The sequence below is a fragment of the Pseudomonas sp. NFACC04-2 genome (assembly GCF_900119265.1).
GTDB classification, from domain to species: domain Bacteria; phylum Pseudomonadota; class Gammaproteobacteria; order Pseudomonadales; family Pseudomonadaceae; genus Aquipseudomonas; species Aquipseudomonas fluorescens_AA.
The window spans coordinates 1-15,980 of sequence record NZ_FPJC01000024.1; the positions used below are offsets into that span (position 1 = coordinate 1).

A 15,980-nucleotide genomic window follows, 5' to 3' on the forward strand; every position below is an offset into this window, starting at 1 on the left:
TTTGCGGTGTCCACAGATCCGGTATTCGCCACACATTCCTGTGGGAGCGGGCTTGCTCGCGAAAGCGTTGTGTCAGTCGACATCAATGCTGGCTGACCTGACGCCATCGCGAGCAAGCTCGCTCCCACAGTGGTTTTGTGCAAGATGCAGAGTTTGTATCCGGGCTCAGTCCGGGCGCACGACCTTGCCAGTAGCCAAGTCACGAATCACACTGGGGTTCTTGCGCCCGCCCAGGTTGCCGCCCAGCACCAGATCGATCTGCCCGCGGAAATACTGCTCGACGCGAATCCGCGTGCGCGCCGCCGGGCGCCCTTGGGGGTTGGCCGAGGTGGACACCAGCGGCCCGACCAATGAGCACAAATCGCGCACGGTGGGATGATCGCTGACCCGCAGCGCGACGGTGTCGTGCACGCCGGTGATCCATTCCGGCAGCAGGTTCTGGTGCGGCACCAGCCAGGTATTGGGCCCCGGCCAGGTGCTGGCCATGCGGTCCATCCAGGTTTCGGGGAAGTCTTCGAACAGGAAGTCGAACTGGTGGATGTTGTCAGCCACCAGGATCAGGCCTTTGTCGGGCAGCCGCGATTTGATCGCCAGCAGGCGCTCCACCGCCTCCTCGTTCCACGGGTCACAACCCAGGCCCCAGACCGCTTCGGTTGGATAGGCAATCACCGCCCCGGCGCGAATTTCTCGCGCGGCTTGTTGCACACGCCAACTGTTGACCATGAAAGATTCTCCCGCAACGCAAATAAGGCTGTGGGCAGTTTACCGATCTTCCCCATAAAACCTAGCGTGCAAACCAGCGCCCGTTGTCACAGGTGGCGCGTCCTTCCATTTCCAGCTCGGTCAACGCCGCCAACACTTTGGGCAAGCCCCAGCCGCTGGCGTCGGCCAAGGCCTCGCTGCTCAACGGCGCGGCATGCAGCAGGCGCAGCAGCGGATGGGTCACCGGCTCAGGCGTTGCGGCCAGCGGCAACCGCTGCCAACCGCGCAACGCTTCGAGGATGTGCTCGACGGTTTCCACCAGCGCCGCACCGTCGCGGATCAACTGATGGCAGCCCCGGGCTCCGGGGTGATGGATCGATCCAGGAATGGCATACACCTCGCGGCCCTGTTCCGCCGCCAGTCGGGCGGTGATCAGCGAGCCGCTGGCGACACTGGCTTCCACCACCAGCACCCCCAGGGACAAGCCGCTGATGATCCGGTTGCGGCGCGGAAAGTTGCTGGCGTGGGGCGGCGCGTCCAACGGGAACTCCGACAGCACCGCGCTGCCTTGGGCAATCATCGCGTCTGCCAGCCGACGATTGCGCTGTGGATAAAAATTTTCCAGGCCGGTGCCCAACACGCCGACGGTGCGCCCGCCAACGTCCAGCGCCGCCTGATGGGCCGCCGCATCGATGCCCAACGCCAGGCCGCTGGTGATGACAAAACCGGCCCCGGCCAGGCTGCGGGAAAACGCCGCCGCAATGTCCATGCCCGGCCGCGATGCCCGGCGACTGCCGACCATCGCCAGTTGGGGTTTTTCCAGGATCGAGGTGTCGCCAGCGACGAACAGCAGCGGCGGCGCGTCGCTGATCTGTGCCAGCAGCGCCGGGTAGTCGGGTTGGTCCCACATCAGTAAATGCTGGCCCGCACGCTCTAGCCAGGCCAATGCATGGGCGGCGCCGTCACGCACATCCGGGTTGCGTCGCGCCTCGGCGCAGGCGATGGGCAGGCCCAGCGCTCGCCAGGCACTGGCCGGTGCACTGATAGCTTTGGAGGCCGAGCCGAAGGCCTCCATCAGGGTCATGAAACGCTTGGGACCGAGTTCCGGCAAGCGGTGAAGGCGTAGCCGAGCTTCCAGTTCCGCAGGGGAAACCGGAGCAGATTCAGGTAGTGACATGCGATCATCCTTGACCGTTATAAGCCCCGTACAAACGGGAACAAGCTGTGGATAACTCTGTTGGTAACTTGTGAGACCCGTTATGGGTTACGGACCTTGTCGAGCACCGACAGCGAGCGCGAGGCGTACAGCACCAGGCCGTAGCTGAGCTTGTCGTAAGTGCGGAACACCATCAGCAGGCCGGCCCGTTCATCGGGGATTTTCACCGGCTCGCCGGTGATGCGGTCGCGCACGGTTTCACCGGTCTTCATCACCGCCAGCACGTTGCCTTCGATCAGCCCATCGCGACGGCCCTTGTTCAGGGTAACCACGTCCAGCGCGCCGATCTGGGTCACGCCCCGGGGCACGTCCAGGATCAACCCGTTGATGTCCGTTTTTGGCGCGCTGGGCATGAAGGTCGAGTTGATCGAGCGCTCTTCGCCGCTGAACAGGCGATCACCCAGGCGCACTTCCTGGGTGGTGCGTTGCAGGGCCAGGGTGGTGACATCGCCCTCGGTGGCGACCACTTCGCCGCCGCCGATGTCGTCGGCGTTGATGCCTAGAAATTCCTTGGTCTCTGGGTCGGTGTAGACCTTGCCCTGGCGGAAGATGCCATAGGCCGACTGGTTCGAGTCGAATGTGCCACGGGCAAAGACCCGATCCCCCATGCCACTGAGCACCCGCTCGGCATTGCCGGCGACGACGTAGGGCGCCTTGTCGAAATCCTCAGGCGTGTCGACGATGCGGTTGCTCAGCAGGAAGCTGTTGATGGCTTGCAGCGGAATGCTCGGGATGGCGTCGGCCACCGGCGAACTGCGAATGCGCGGCGACAGCTTGATGGTGCCCCGCGAGGCGCCGCGATTGAGGGTCAGGCGCGGCTGGCCGTTGACGTAGACCAGCGACAGGGTATCGCCCGGATAGATCAGGTTGGGGTTTTCGATCTGCGGGTTGGCCTGCCAGAGTTCCGGCCATTTCCACGGCTCGCGCAGGTATTTGCCGGCAATGTCCCACAATGTGTCCCCCGTCACCACCGTGTATTGCTGGGGAAAACCTTCCCGAAGTTGCACTTGCCCATGCGCGATACCGGCCGAAGCCAGGAGCAGCAGGGCGAGTAGTGATTTCCTCATGCGGTGAATCCCTTTATTATGTGCGTTCGCGTAAAACGCCAGAGCCCCCGTGGCTCGCTGCCCTGTGGAGCTGTTTTCCCAAGGGCAACGTTTTACAACGGTAGCCTGCATCCCAAGACACGCCAGGCCAGCCACCCGACTTTACCTCACACGTGCATTTATCAAGCTTATGGCCATTTTGAACATTCTCGAATTTCCGGACCCGCGCCTGCGCACTATCGCCAAACCGGTGGCCGTAGTGGACGACGAAGTGCGTCAGTTGGTCGATGACATGTTTGAAACAATGTATGAGGCGCCAGGCATCGGCCTCGCCGCGACCCAGGTCAACGTGCACAAGCGTATCGTCGTGATGGACCTTTCCGAAGACCGCAGCGAGCCGCGGGTGTTCATCAACCCCGAGTTCGAAACCCTGACCGACGAGATGGACCAGTACCAGGAAGGCTGTCTTTCGGTGCCAGGCTTCTATGAAAACGTCGACCGTCCGCAGAAGGTCAAGATCAAGGCCCTGGACCGTGACGGCCAGCCTTATGAACTGATCGCCGAAGGCTTGCTGGCGGTGTGCATCCAACACGAGTGCGACCACCTCAACGGCAAGCTGTTCGTGGATTACCTGTCTACCCTCAAGCGTGACCGGATCAAGAAAAAACTGGAAAAACTTCATCGCCAGAATGCTTGATGCCCTCTCTTCAAAGGCTTGCCGCGGCAAGCCTTTTTCTTTTTGCGACTGCTTTGTAATTGAGAGCTTCCCATGACTGAGCCCCTGCGCATCGTCTTTGCCGGCACTCCCGAATTTGCCGCCGAACACCTCAAGGCCCTGCTGGCCAGCCCCCACGACATCGTCGCGGTCTACACCCAGCCGGACCGGCCGGCCGGTCGCGGGCAAAAACTGATGCCCAGCCCGGTCAAGCAGCTTGCCCTGGAACACGGTATACAGGTGTTGCAGCCGCCGACCCTGCGGGACGCGCAGGCCCAGGCCGAACTGGCGGCGCTGCAGCCGGACTTGATGGTGGTGGTCGCCTACGGCCTGATCCTGCCCCAAGTGGTGCTGGATATCCCGCGCCTGGGCTGCATCAACAGCCATGCCTCGCTGCTGCCGCGCTGGCGCGGTGCCGCGCCGATCCAGCGTGCGGTGGAAGCCGGTGATGCCGAGAGCGGCGTGACGGTGATGCGCATGGAAGCCGGCCTGGACACCGGGCCGATGCTGCTCAAGGTCAGCACCCCCATCAGCGCCGAAGACACCGGTGGCAGCCTGCACGACCGCCTCGCGCTGATCGGCCCGCCCGCTGTGGTCGAGGCCATTGCAGGCCTGGCTGCCGGTACGCTGGAAGGCGACGTGCAGGATGACAACCTTGCCACTTACGCCCACAAACTGAACAAGGACGAAGCCCGCATCGACTGGAGCCGCCCGGCCATCGAGCTGGAGCGCCTGGTGCGCGCCTTCAACCCGTGGCCGATCTGCCACAGCACCTTGAACGGTGAAGCCCTGAAAGTGCTGGCGGCCAGTCATGCTGAAGGGAAGGGCGCACCGGGTGAAATCCTCAGCGCCAGCAAGGACGGCCTCGTCGTTGCCTGCGGTGAGCAAGCGTTGTGTTTGACCCGTCTGCAATTGCCCGGTGGCAAGGCGCTGAGCTTCAGCGACCTGTTCAACAGCCGCCGTGAGAAATTTGCCGTCGGCACCGTCCTCGGCCAAGCGACGGACGCCTCATGAACCCGCGTCTGGCCGCCGCCAAGGCACTCGCCGCGGTACTCAGTGGGAAAGCCTCGCTGAACAGTTCCCTGCCGACCCAACTGGACAAGGTGGAAGACCGTGATCGCGGTTTCACCCAGGACCTGGCGTTCGGCACCGCTCGCTGGCAGCCGCGGCTATCGGCCCTGGCGGCCAAGCTGTTGCAGAAGCCGTTCAAGGCCGCCGATGCCGACGTCGAAGCGCTGCTGCTGGTGGGGCTCTATCAACTGCTCTACACCCGCGTCCCGGCCCACGCCGCTATCGGCGAAACCGTGGGCTGCGCCGACAAGTTGAAAAAGCCCTGGGCCAAAGCCCTGCTCAATGCCGTGCTGCGCCGCGCCCAACGGGAAAGCGAAGCCCTGCTGGCTGAGCTGGAACACGACCCGGTGGTGCGCACCGCCCACCCACGCTGGTTGCAGAAATCCCTGAAGGCCTTCTGGCCCGAGCAATGGGAAGCCATCTGCGCCGCCAACAACGCCCACCCGCCGATGATCCTGCGGGTCAATCGCCGCCACCATACCCGCGATGCCTACCTGGCGTTGCTGGGCGAGGCGGGCATCCCGGCCATCCCGTGCCAGTACAGCCGCGACGGCATCGTGCTGGAAACCCCGGGCGACGTACGAGCACTGCCGGGCTTTGCCGACGGTTGGATCAGCGTTCAGGACGAAGCCGCCCAACTGGCCGCCGACCTGCTGGAGCTGGCGCCCGGGCAACGGGTACTGGACGCCTGCTGCGCGCCGGGCGGCAAAACCTGCCACATCCTTGAGGTCGAGCCGAAGCTGGCCGGCGTGGTGGCAGTGGACCTGGAGGCCAAGCGCCTGGTGCGGGTGAAGGAGAACCTCGAACGTCTGGGTCTGGAGGCCGAGCTGATCGCCGCCGACGGCCGCGACACCGCAACCTGGTGGGACGGCAAACCGTTCCAGCGCATCCTCCTGGACGCGCCGTGCTCGGCCACCGGGGTGATCCGTCGGCATCCGGACATCAAGCTCACCCGTCAGCCGGACGACATCGCCGCACTGGCCACATTGCAGGGCGAATTGCTCGATGCCCTGTGGCAGACCCTGGAAGTGGGCGGCATGCTGCTCTACGCCACCTGTTCGACCTTGCCCACCGAGAACACCGAAGTGATCGAGGCCTTCCTCGCCCGTACCCCGGGCGCCCGGGAACTGGAGATCGCCAGCCAGGCCGGGCTGAAGCAGCCCCATGGTCGCCAGTTGCTGGCCCAGGAAGGCGGGCACGACGGCTTCTACTACGCCAAGCTGATCAAGATCGCCGCCGCACGCGGTTAAGACCGATTCGATAGGAGTGACTGGATGAAAATCATCATCCTCGGCGCAGGGCAGGTCGGCGGTTCGCTGGCGGAACATCTGGCCAGCGAGGCCAACGACATCACCGTGGTCGACACCGACGGCGAACGCCTGCGCGACCTCGGCGACCGTCTCGACATCCGTACTGTACAAGGCCGGGGCTCTTTGCCTACGGTGCTGCGCCAGGCCGGTGCCGACGATGCCGACATGCTGGTGGCCGTGACCAACAGCGACGAAACCAACATGGTCGCCTGCCAGGTCGCCCACACCCTGTTCCACACCCCGACCAAAATCGCCCGGGTGCGCGAGGCCGCCTACCTGACCCGCGCCGACCTGTTCGACAACGAAGCGATCCCGGTGGACGTGCTGATCAGCCCCGAGCAGGTGGTGACCAACTACATCAAGCGCCTGATCGAGCACCCCGGCGCCCTGCAGGTGATCGACTTCGCCGAAGGCAAGGCGCAACTGGTGGCGGTCAAGGCCTACTACGGCGGGCCGCTGGTGGGCCAGCAACTGCGCCAATTGCGCGAACACATGCCGAACGTGGAAACCCGGGTCGCGGCGATTTTCCGCCGGGACCGGCCGATCCTGCCCCAGGGCGATACGGTGATCGAAGCGGACGACGAAGTATTTTTCATCGCCGCCAAGGCGAATATTCGCGCGGTGATGAGCGAAATGCGCCGCCTCGACGAGAATTACAAACGCATCGTCATCGCCGGTGGCGGGCAGATCGGCGAGCGCCTGGCCGAAGCCATCGAAAGCCGCTACCAGGTCAAGATCATCGAGATGAACCCGTCCCGCTGCCGCTACCTTTCGGACACCCTCGACAGCACCGTGGTGCTGCAGGGCAGTGCCTCGGACCGCGACCTGCTGCTGGAAGAAAACATCGCCGACGCCGACATCTTCCTGGCCCTGACCAACGACGACGAAGCCAACATCATGTCGTCGCTGTTGGCCAAGCGCCTGGGGGCGAAGAAGGTCATGACCATCATCAACAACCCGGCCTACGTCGACCTGATCCAGGGCGGCGACATCGACATCGCCATCAGCCCGCAACTGGCGACCATCGGCACCTTGCTGGCCCACGTGCGCCGCGGCGACATCGTCAGCGTCCACTCCCTGCGCCGCGGTGCGGCCGAAGCCATCGAGGCCATTGCCCACGGCGATGCCAAGTCCAGCAAAGTCATCGGCAAAGCCATCCGCGACATCGGTCTGCCGCCGGGCACCACCATCGGCGCGATCATCCGCGACGAAGAAGTCCTGATCGCCCACGACGACACCACGATCAAGACCGGCGACCATGTCATCCTGTTCCTGGTGGACAAGAAGCACATTCGCGACGTCGAGAAGCTGTTCCATGTGGGGTTGAGCTTCTTCTGATCTGGGATGTGCAGTGACAGAAAGGGCCTCATCGCGAGCAAGCTCGCTCCCACAAAGGGTTCAATGTCGTTCACAAGATTTGTGTTCACCCTAGATCCCCTGTGGGAGCGAGCTTGCTCGCGATAGCTATCTAGCAGCCAACTGATCAACCCCTGAGACAACAGATAAGGACGCCGCCATGCTCGACTCCCTGGAAAAAATGCTCGCCAAGGGTGTGGATAACGCCCTGCTACGCTTCGGCCTGGGCAAAGGCTACCTGGACCTCGGCGAATTCCCCCGTGCCGCCGAACACTTCCAACGCTGCGTCGAACTCGACCCGAAATACTCAGCCGCCTGGAAACTCCTGGGCAAAGCCCACCAAGGCCAAGGCGACCTACCGGCCGCCCGCCAAGCCTGGGAGCAAGGCCTCGAAGCCGCCCGCGCCCATGGTGACAAGCAGGCCGAAAAAGAAATGACCGTGTTCCTGAAGAAGCTGGATCGCCATTCCTGAATTCACACAAAAACCGCTTTTTGTGGCGAGGGAGCTTGCTCCCGCTTGAGTGCGAAGCACTCATATTCAATACCAGCCCCCCAAGCAACCGACACACAACGCCCTGTGGCGAGGGGATTCATTCCCGCTAGGCTGCGAAGCAGCTTCAAAACCCCAACTCATGGGCGATCCGAATTCACGTATTGACATATCGAAAAATCTCGATATCCTCGCCACATGGACCTACTCGAAATATTCAAAGCCCTCTCAAATCCGACACGTCTCCAAATCCTGAAAGGTTTGAAGGATCCGGCAAAGAACTTCCCCCCGCAGGATGAGGGTGACGTTCACACGGTCGGCGTCTGCGTCAGCAGTATTCAGGAAGGGATCGGCCTGTCGCAGTCAACGGTGTCCGGTTATCTGGCCACGTTGCAACGGGTGGGTCTGGTCGAAGTCAGGCGCATCGGCCAGTGGACCTATTACAAACGCAATGAAGCCACCATCAGTGCTCTCGCCGAGATCATTGGGAAAGACCTATAGCGTTTTTTTACCACAGGATATCGAGATATTCCGATATCCCTTTTTATCGATACGAGGATTTACTTATGAAAGCGATAATTCTTAAATCATTCGGCGGTCCTGAATCGTTCGAACTCCGCGACGTGCCCAAGCCCGTGCCGCAAGCGGGGCAAGTCCTGGTCCGGGTACACGCCACTTCCATCAACCCGCTGGATTACCAGGTTCGACGCGGCGACTATCCCGACCTGGTACCCCTGCCGGCCATCACCGGCCACGACATCTCCGGCGTGGTCGAAGCCGTCGGGCCCGGTGTGACCTCCTTCGCGCCTGGAGACGAAGTCTGGTACACCCCGCAAATATTTGAAGGGGCAGGCAGCTATGCCGAGTACCACGTCGCGGCCGAAAGCATTGTCGGGAATAAACCGCCCGAGCTGAGCCATCTTGAGGCCGCAAGCCTGACCCTGGTGGGCGGGACGGTGTGGGAAGCGCTGGTGGTGCGCGCGGCGCTCAGGGTCGGGGAGACCATTCTTGTCCACGGCGGCGCTGGAGGCGTCGGGCATGTCGCGATCCAAGTGGCGAAAGCCATGGGCGCCCGGGTGTTCACCACTGTGCGCGAAGCAAACACGGAGTTCGCCCGCAACTTGGGTGCCGACGTGATCATCGACTACGAGAAAGAAGATTATGTCGACGCTGTCCTTCGGGAAACCGCTGGCCACGGCGTGGATGTCGTATTCGACACCATCGGCGGCAACACACTGTCCCGCAGCCCCGACGTCCTCGCGCAACTGGGTCGCGTCGTCTCGATCGTGGACATCGCCCAGCCACAAAACCTCGTCCAGGCCTGGGGCAAGAACGCGAGCTATCACTTCGTGTTCACCCGACAAAACCGCGGCAAGCTCGATGAGCTGAGCGCATTGATCGCCCGCGGTCAGCTGCGCCCCCACGTCGGTGCCGTCTATTCGCTGGCTGACATTCCCCTGGCTCACGCCCGGTTGGAAAGCCCCAACAACGGTCTTCGAGGAAAAATCGCCATTGCCGTCGAGCCATCGCTCATTCCGTAAATGCGATCTTTTAGCCAACTCAGAGGTGCGTCATGGTTTATGAAATCGCTGTGCTTCCTGTTCGCAAAGAACGCATTGAAACGTTCCGACATGCATTTGCCGAAGTCGCTCCATTGCTCACACGAGCCAAGGGTTACGGCGGCCACATGCTGGCGCAAGGGATCGAAACCCCCGAGCAGTTCAACCTGATCGTGCGGTGGCAATCACTGGAAGACCACACACCGGGCTTTGAAGCGAGTGAAGACCATCGGCTGTTCATGATGGGGTTGGAGGAATATTTTTCGGAGGAGCCGAGGGTTTACCATGTTGAAGGGGGCAGCTTTTAGGGCTGACGAAGGGGGGCAGAAAATAAATCTGTTCCCCCTATTTTTTAGTAAAAATCATAATAAAGCGCCCACTCCCCAGTCTCGTTGTGCTTCCAGAACATCAGGCTCCCACTGTCTACCACGTTCAGATTGATCTTCGCGTCCGATGAGATCTGGAACACAAACTCGAAGCCTTCACCCGGATCAACACCCGACTGGCAAAACGAAGGGTAACCGCCGAACTTGTGCTCGTAGGTGTGGGTGACCAAGTCGTAATAGCTCTGTATCTCGCCCGCGCGTTCCAGCGTGAGGATTGCTTGCTCAAGATCCTCCGGGACACCACCGCCATCCCACAGTGGAAAGTCCTCCGGCACCGCTTGCGCTTTCAGCGGGAAGGGTTTGAGAAACGCACCTGCCACCGGCAAAGACTTGCGCACCAACACATCATCCGGCCCATATTCGCGGATGACCCAATTATTCCCCATGGGCTCAAAGTGCTCGGGGAACGGGTTTGAAATGAACACCGTCAATACACGAACTCCCGCCAGCAGCGGGCTGTGGACGGGCAGGGCAGGCAGGTAAAACTGCGCATAGGGGAGCAATGGTTGCCCCGCCTGGTTGGTGGGTACATCTTCATCAGGCCGGAACAGGAAGACGTTGCCCAGCCAGCTCTCTTCATCGGTACCGGCAGGACGAAAGCCGCCGGCAATGAGCTTCACGGCGGGGCGGGCCAGGCGTTGATTGATTTCCTGGATGTCCATGGCGATGTAAACCTCCTTTTTACTACAGGCATCAAGGCCGCAGATTGGCAGTGTACGAGAGTGGATAGCAGCGCTTTTCTGCCCGAGCTAGGCCACATTAGTGTGCTTCACGGAATAAGAGGGTGGGCCTTCCTCCACTCCCCCGGGCCAATGACTTTCCCGAGGGTTCCTAGCGTACCTGAGTGTCATCGATACCGGCTCGGCCAGTGGTAAGGAAACGATAGAGCCTGAGGGCAAGGCTGCAAAGCCGGCGGATTCTGGTGCAGTTGTAGGCAAAGGCGCAAGGATAGGTGGCTTGGAGGCGCGGTGCTCAGGTCCTGGCTTGGCCCACAGAAGGTGGGGAAGCAGGAGCAAGCATTCATGCGAATGCTTTTGAAGGGGTGAATCTGAAATAATTCTGTCCCCTTATTTGGGTCCCTTATTTGGTCCCTTACTTGCCCTTATTTGGACGGACCATAGGTCACCATAAACGAAGGAGTCTTTTTAGTGAGCCACCATAACAACGATTTGAGGGCCGATTTCGTAGAGGCGCTCAAGGAAGTCTCGACGTTGATGTCCATCGCATACGAACAGCTTGGCCCGGTACCGGACGACCATGCATTGGCTCAGGCAGGTCTAGAGAATGGCGCTGAGATTGTCTGGGATTATGTCGATCACAACGAGGCCGGAGTAGCGTTCGAACACCTGCTCTACATGATCAATGAGCCTCCGCTTGTTGTGTCTGACGAGTGCACGAGTGTTTTAACCCGGATCGCAAAGACCCTACAGATGCCAGTTACGGTGCACGGTAAAAGCATTTTTCCCTGATTTTCTCTCTGAGCCTGTAAGAGGTGTTAACCGAGGTCATGACACTTGTCGAAGGCGATTTTATAAAGTTGACCCGCGTCGATTCTACAAAGGCTCTGTACGTTGATTGGATAAATGTTCGTGATGCAATGCCAGGAGATATAGCAGCCGTCAAAGAAATCTTTAATACGGATTCCGGACTTATCGTCCATCTATCATGCGAGCCCCGATCGGGCTTTCAAGAATGGTGCGCCACATTTCATGAGGCAGATCTGACCTATGAATTATTGCGCCGAGCAGACCCAATCACTCCCCAGCCTCACCCCCCAACCGACTCCGCCGCAACGACATAATCTGCGGAATCTTCTCCTCGATCCAATTCACCATCACCTCAAGATGCTCCGCCGCCTCCCGACCCAACGGCGTCAAGCGGTACTCCACATGCGGCGGCACCACCGGTAACGACTTGCGGTTGACCAACCCATCCGCCTCAAGCTCCTGCAACGTCTGCGAAAGCATCTTCTCGCTGACCCCGCCGATCTTGCGGCGCAGCTCGCTGAAGCGGTGCATCCCGCCCAGCAGGATGACCAGCACCAACACGCCCCAGCGGCTAGTCATGTGCTTGAGGACTTCACGAGAAGGGCAGTCGGCGCTCAGTACATCGCCGCGTCGGAGAGCGGCGCTAAACGGCTCGGAAATTTCGGTGGTGATGTCCACGATACTTACCTTTATGTATGTACTTACAAAAAGTTACTTAGGACCCTAGGATGACTTCACCTCCTTTTCCCATCAAGGTATTTGTCATGATCGCCATCACCGGAGCCTCCGGCCAACTGGGCCGTCTCGTTATCCAATCCCTGCTTGAACGCGTGCCAGCCGAGCAAATCGTCGCCCTGGTCAGAGACCCCGGCAAAGTCCAGGACCTGGCCGCCCGGGGCGTGGTGGTACGCACCGCCGACTACAACCAACCGGCCACATTGACTGCCGCGCTCAAAGGCGTCGATAAACTGCTGTTGATCTCCTCCAATGAACTGGGCAGCCGCGTCGCCCAACACCGCGCGGTGATCGATGCCGCCAAGGCCGCGGGTGTCACGCTCCTGGCCTACACCAGCGTCCTGCACGCCGATACCTCCACCTTGGGCTTGGCCGCTGAACATCGCGATACCGAAGCCGCGTTGAAAGCGTCGGGCGTGCCCCACGTATTACTGCGCAACGGTTGGTACACCGAAAACTACCTGGCGAACGTACCGAGCGCCGTGGAACATGGCGTCCTGCTCGGCAGCGCCGGCGAGGGCCGCATCAGCTCCGCGCCCCGTGCCGACTACGCCCAAGCCGCAGCGGTGGTGCTAACCACTGAAGGGCAGGCGGGCAAAGTCTATGAACTGGCGGGGGATAGCAGCTACACCTTGACTGAGCTGGCTGCGTTGATCAGCGAGAAAACCGGTAAGCCGGTGGTTTATCAGAATTTGCCGCAGGCTGAGTTTGAGGGGGTGTTGGTCAGTGTGGGATTGCCGGCGGGGTTGGCGGCGTTACTGGCGGATTCTGATGCGGCGGCGGCGAAAGGGGCGTTGTTTGATGAGAGTGGGGTGTTGGGGCGGTTGATTGGGCGGGGGACTACGTCGGTTGCGGAGTCTTTAGGTTAAGCAGATAGTCGCTGTGCTTCAGCGCTTGCGCCCGGTTTTCGCTGCTGCAACCGACACTGCCGAGGTGGTTTTTCGAATACTGCACCGACCTCACGCTGCGATTGGTCGAGTTGCGCATGCCAGATCTGCTTTTCTGAAAGCAGATCCGATTAGTCCTTTTTGCGTCGGCTAGCACCTAGCTTAGCTGCTGCCCCGGGCAAAACTGCACGTTTCCCTGGTGCTGGTCACAGTTTGGGCTTTACTCACGCAGATGAGGTGGCAAGGTTGATCGGGAGGCATCTGCGGGATGCTTGGCGCTATTGCGTCAGGAAGAAGGGAGCCAGATGCATTTGAAAACTGCGTCTGTCCCCGTTTCTCGAAATACCACCCCTTTTCTCTATAAAAAAACTGTAGTGATGTCATATTGACATATTCGGAGCTGCGTGCAGATAATCTGATCACTCTGCACATCGCTGGTTCATCAGCATCTATGGGACGCGGAACTTAAAAATCTAAAGGAGTAGGTAATGACAACTTCTGCAAAGCCAACAATCAAAGCGACCAAAGAAGAATTCGAGAATCGAATATTTGAATTGGCCGCTCCCCTCCTAGAAAAGCTCTACAATTCTTACACCAGAATTCCAGACCAAAAAGATAGCCCTGACGCCGCGATTCTCCTATCCAAGCCACCCAAGCGCTTTGGTATAAAGGCTTCAGTGAAAATAGGCATTGAGATAACTTCGGTTGATCCCCATTGGTATCTTGCTTACGCCAACGATAAAAAATACGGAGCTGAGTTGGTAAGTGAGCAGAGTTCGCGAACGTTCGACCAAGGCATTGTAGATGATAACCCTACCAAAAAAGTAGATGTACCGATTCCGCAAAACTTCATATTTGACGGAGTTATAGGGAAAGCTGAAAAATTTGAATCGTATAAGTCGAAATCAAAATTTGATGAAACAATCCTGATATGCTTCAGTGATGTGATTTGGGTAAGAAACGAAATTTTCAAATATGGCCTCTCTGCCTGGACCGATTACCTGTTAAGTCAAGTAAATTTCCCATTTGACAAGGTCATTTTTGTAAGCCCTGCAGATTATGATCCCCTCCCAGTCCAGGTGTACGATAAAAAAGTTAAAAAGAACAAGCAGCCGTCCCCTTATCAATACCCGGACGCAACAATAACGTGTATTCAGGGGCAGCCACTGCTTACCGGTGTCGATTACAAGTTGGATGAAAAGTTTTCAGGCGATCCGCTCATCTCGCCACGGGTAACACCGCCTAAATAGCAGTATATATAAGGCGCACAGAAAAGGTGGGACAGGTTTATAGTTAAATTAACATGCCTGCTTTTCTAGGAGTTAATCAATGGGGTTCGGGAGTTTACCAGTGAGCGAGATGGAAGTTAACGACGGTATCGATATTCCTGACGAAGAAAAGGAAGACTTTTACAGCGATGACGATTTATTTGACATCTCTTCGTGGGGGGCTGACCTAAGTTTTAGGGAGCTAATTGCACGGTATGATGACGATGAGTTGGTAAAGCCCGAACTCCAGAGAAATTATGTATGGGATAAGGCCGAAGCTTCTAGATTTATAGATTCAGTATTACTTGGTCTTCCGGTTCCAAGTATATTTCTTGCAAAAACTAACGACGAAAAGCTGTTAATAATAGATGGCTATCAGAGGCTCATGACCGTGAGGGACTTCGTAAAAGGAGTTTTCTCGAAGGACGGCACTGTGTTCAAACTATCCAGAAGTGGAAAGATACACGAGCGCTGGATGGGTAAGGCATTTGTAGAACTTTCCCCTGAAGATCAACGAAAGATAAGAAATACTACGATTCACGCGATAATTTTCATGCAAAAACACCCATCAGAGGGTGACACAAGTCTTTTTCAAGTATTTGAACGAATAAACTCTAGCGGTAGATCATTACTTCCACAGGAAATAAGGAACTGTGTTTACCAAGGGCCGATGAATACTTTGTTGTTTGAACTGAACAAATATGAAAAATGGAGGCAGCTTTGGGGCAAACCACTCCCTGATTCTCGGATGAGAGATCTCGAAGTTATCCTAAGGTTTTTTGCTCTTTCCTCCAATAAAATACAACATGACGAAAATGCACCCGCTAGAATTTCTTTAAAGCAGTTCCTGAATCAGTTTATGGATTCGGTAAATGATGAAAGCTATTGCTCTGATTTTAGAACTAGGTTCAAAGCATCTGTCGATTACATTCATGAAAACTTGGGTGTAACCGCTTTTCACAATATTTCACCTTCGGATGAGACTCGGCTGGTTCCTAATTTTAGTCCCACAATATTTGATTCCATAATGATATCTGTTGATATGGGGATACAAGGTCAAATTGTAGGTAAGTATAAGAAGGGGATCAATGATAGGCGCATGAGCCTGTTACGAGACGCAGACTATCAGCGTCTGCTTTCTCACGAGACAATGCGTGTCCCCAATATTCGGGCCAGGGTATATCACATGTATTACTCGCTATTCGACGGTGAGACTCATGCGGAATAGAGAAGTTGCTGATTCGATACAGTCGTGCGTTGACGAACTTGAGGGTATTAGAGCATTTATAGTTGGTAATGGCGAGGAGGCAAGACCGACTCCTTTTTTGAAAAGATACGCGGTCATGAGAGCGACAGGCTGCATTGAGGTAGGATTTAAACAAATCATTGCTGATCGAGTCGATCAGAATAGTGAAGCGCATGTTAAAAATTTTATAAAGCGAAAAGTTAGGGATAGCTCCACAAATCCGAAGCTTGGCGCTATTGAAAATATGTTGTCAGAGTTTGATGACAGATGGCGAGGGCGATTTGACGAACTCATAGGGCTTGCAGATAAGCCGAAGTTAAGAGGTGCCTTGACTTGCTTGGTTGATGCTCGTAACGAGTTTGCGCATGGTGGGACTCCGGAGCTGGACATACTTAATATTATACAAAATTTTAATGATTCTATAGAGGTATTGAAGGCGCTAGATAATTGCGTGTCGTACGATTACGAATAGCTATAGATGAACGCCGCGATCAATGAGAGTAAAT

At 57.8% G+C, this 15,980-nt stretch carries 18 protein-coding genes; 13 read left to right on the forward strand and 5 right to left on the reverse strand.

The annotated features are described in order from the left end of the window. Positions 1–165: 165 nt before the first annotated feature. The 3 genes from BT125_RS24070 to BT125_RS24080 all read right to left on the reverse strand — a co-directional run bounded on the left by BT125_RS24070 (position 166) and on the right by BT125_RS24080 (position 2,985). Positions 166–723, reverse strand: coding sequence for an L-threonylcarbamoyladenylate synthase type 1 TsaC (locus tag BT125_RS24070; protein WP_014335849.1), 558 nt, complete (start codon positions 721–723; stop codon positions 166–168). A 61-nt stretch (positions 724–784) separates the two neighbouring features. After that, positions 785–1,879 carry a DNA-processing protein DprA gene (gene dprA, locus BT125_RS24075; protein ID WP_072411112.1) on the reverse strand — a complete coding sequence of 365 codons (1,095 nt, stop codon included), beginning with the start codon at positions 1,877–1,879 and terminating at the stop codon, positions 785–787. Between the two features lie 80 nt (positions 1,880–1,959). Continuing rightward, the gene (locus BT125_RS24080) at positions 1,960–2,985 is read right to left on the reverse strand and encodes a LysM peptidoglycan-binding domain-containing protein (RefSeq protein WP_072411114.1); all 1,026 of its coding nucleotides are present in this window, start codon (positions 2,983–2,985) and stop codon (positions 1,960–1,962) included. 169 nt (positions 2,986–3,154) lie between these two features. On the opposite strand from BT125_RS24080, the gene def reads away from it, so the two are divergent. The 8 genes from def (at position 3,155) to BT125_RS24120 (ending at position 9,773) form a co-directional block, all read left to right on the forward strand. Further along, positions 3,155–3,661, forward strand: coding sequence for a peptide deformylase (gene def / locus BT125_RS24085; protein WP_003196300.1), 507 nt, complete (start codon positions 3,155–3,157; stop codon positions 3,659–3,661). Between the two features lie 72 nt (positions 3,662–3,733). Continuing rightward, complete coding sequence (gene fmt / locus BT125_RS24090; RefSeq protein ID WP_072411116.1) at positions 3,734–4,693, forward strand: methionyl-tRNA formyltransferase; 960 nt, start codon at positions 3,734–3,736, stop codon at positions 4,691–4,693. Further along, positions 4,690–6,000: a 16S rRNA (cytosine(967)-C(5))-methyltransferase RsmB gene (gene rsmB / locus BT125_RS24095; protein ID WP_072411118.1), complete on the forward strand. Its 1,311-nt coding sequence runs from the start codon at positions 4,690–4,692 to the stop codon at positions 5,998–6,000. Before fmt ends, rsmB begins: the two co-directional genes overlap by 4 nt. Before the next feature lie 24 nt (positions 6,001–6,024). Next, positions 6,025–7,398 (forward strand): Trk system potassium transporter TrkA, encoded by a 1,374-nt coding sequence (trkA, locus tag BT125_RS24100; RefSeq protein WP_072411120.1) that lies wholly within the window; start codon positions 6,025–6,027, stop codon positions 7,396–7,398. A 178-nt stretch (positions 7,399–7,576) separates the two neighbouring features. Next, complete coding sequence (locus tag BT125_RS24105) at positions 7,577–7,888, forward strand: tetratricopeptide repeat protein (protein WP_072411121.1); 312 nt, start codon at positions 7,577–7,579, stop codon at positions 7,886–7,888. A 216-nt stretch (positions 7,889–8,104) separates the two neighbouring features. After that, complete coding sequence (locus BT125_RS24110; protein ID WP_003177098.1) at positions 8,105–8,407, forward strand: ArsR/SmtB family transcription factor; 303 nt, start codon at positions 8,105–8,107, stop codon at positions 8,405–8,407. 65 nt (positions 8,408–8,472) lie between these two features. Beyond that, complete coding sequence (locus BT125_RS24115; RefSeq protein WP_072411122.1) at positions 8,473–9,447, forward strand: zinc-dependent alcohol dehydrogenase family protein; 975 nt, start codon at positions 8,473–8,475, stop codon at positions 9,445–9,447. 32 nt (positions 9,448–9,479) lie between these two features. Then, positions 9,480–9,773, forward strand: coding sequence for an antibiotic biosynthesis monooxygenase family protein (locus BT125_RS24120; protein WP_072411123.1), 294 nt, complete (start codon positions 9,480–9,482; stop codon positions 9,771–9,773). A gap of 44 nt (positions 9,774–9,817) precedes the next feature. Here the strand turns inward: BT125_RS24120 and BT125_RS24125 are convergent, their stop codons facing one another. Continuing rightward, positions 9,818–10,513 (reverse strand): DUF1963 domain-containing protein, encoded by a 696-nt coding sequence (locus tag BT125_RS24125; RefSeq protein ID WP_072411124.1) that lies wholly within the window; start codon positions 10,511–10,513, stop codon positions 9,818–9,820. Between the two features lie 486 nt (positions 10,514–10,999). Here BT125_RS24125 and BT125_RS24130 point away from each other — a divergent pair, with 486 nt between their 5' ends. Beyond that, positions 11,000–11,320, forward strand: a complete 321-nt coding sequence (locus tag BT125_RS24130) for a hypothetical protein (protein WP_072411125.1) — start codon at positions 11,000–11,002, stop codon at positions 11,318–11,320. 285 nt (positions 11,321–11,605) lie between these two features. On the opposite strand, the gene BT125_RS24140 is transcribed toward BT125_RS24130, so the two are convergent. Then, the gene (locus BT125_RS24140; protein WP_072411127.1) at positions 11,606–12,016 is read right to left on the reverse strand and encodes a winged helix-turn-helix transcriptional regulator; all 411 of its coding nucleotides are present in this window, start codon (positions 12,014–12,016) and stop codon (positions 11,606–11,608) included. 86 nt (positions 12,017–12,102) lie between these two features. On the opposite strand from BT125_RS24140, the gene BT125_RS24145 reads away from it, so the two are divergent. The 4 genes from BT125_RS24145 to BT125_RS24165 all read left to right on the forward strand — a co-directional run bounded on the left by BT125_RS24145 (position 12,103) and on the right by BT125_RS24165 (position 15,946). After that, on the forward strand, positions 12,103–12,942 hold the full coding sequence (locus BT125_RS24145; RefSeq protein WP_072411128.1) for an SDR family oxidoreductase: 840 nt from the start codon (positions 12,103–12,105) through the stop codon (positions 12,940–12,942). Positions 12,943–13,448: 506 nt separating this feature from the next. Further along, positions 13,449–14,210, forward strand: coding sequence for a hypothetical protein (locus BT125_RS24155; protein WP_072411129.1), 762 nt, complete (start codon positions 13,449–13,451; stop codon positions 14,208–14,210). Between the two features lie 79 nt (positions 14,211–14,289). Further along, positions 14,290–15,456, forward strand: coding sequence for a DUF262 domain-containing protein (locus tag BT125_RS24160; protein WP_072411130.1), 1,167 nt, complete (start codon positions 14,290–14,292; stop codon positions 15,454–15,456). Beyond that, positions 15,446–15,946 (forward strand): HEPN domain-containing protein, encoded by a 501-nt coding sequence (locus tag BT125_RS24165; protein WP_072411131.1) that lies wholly within the window; start codon positions 15,446–15,448, stop codon positions 15,944–15,946. The genes BT125_RS24160 and BT125_RS24165 overlap by 11 nt, the downstream gene beginning before the upstream one ends. Positions 15,947–15,980 lie beyond the last annotated feature (34 nt).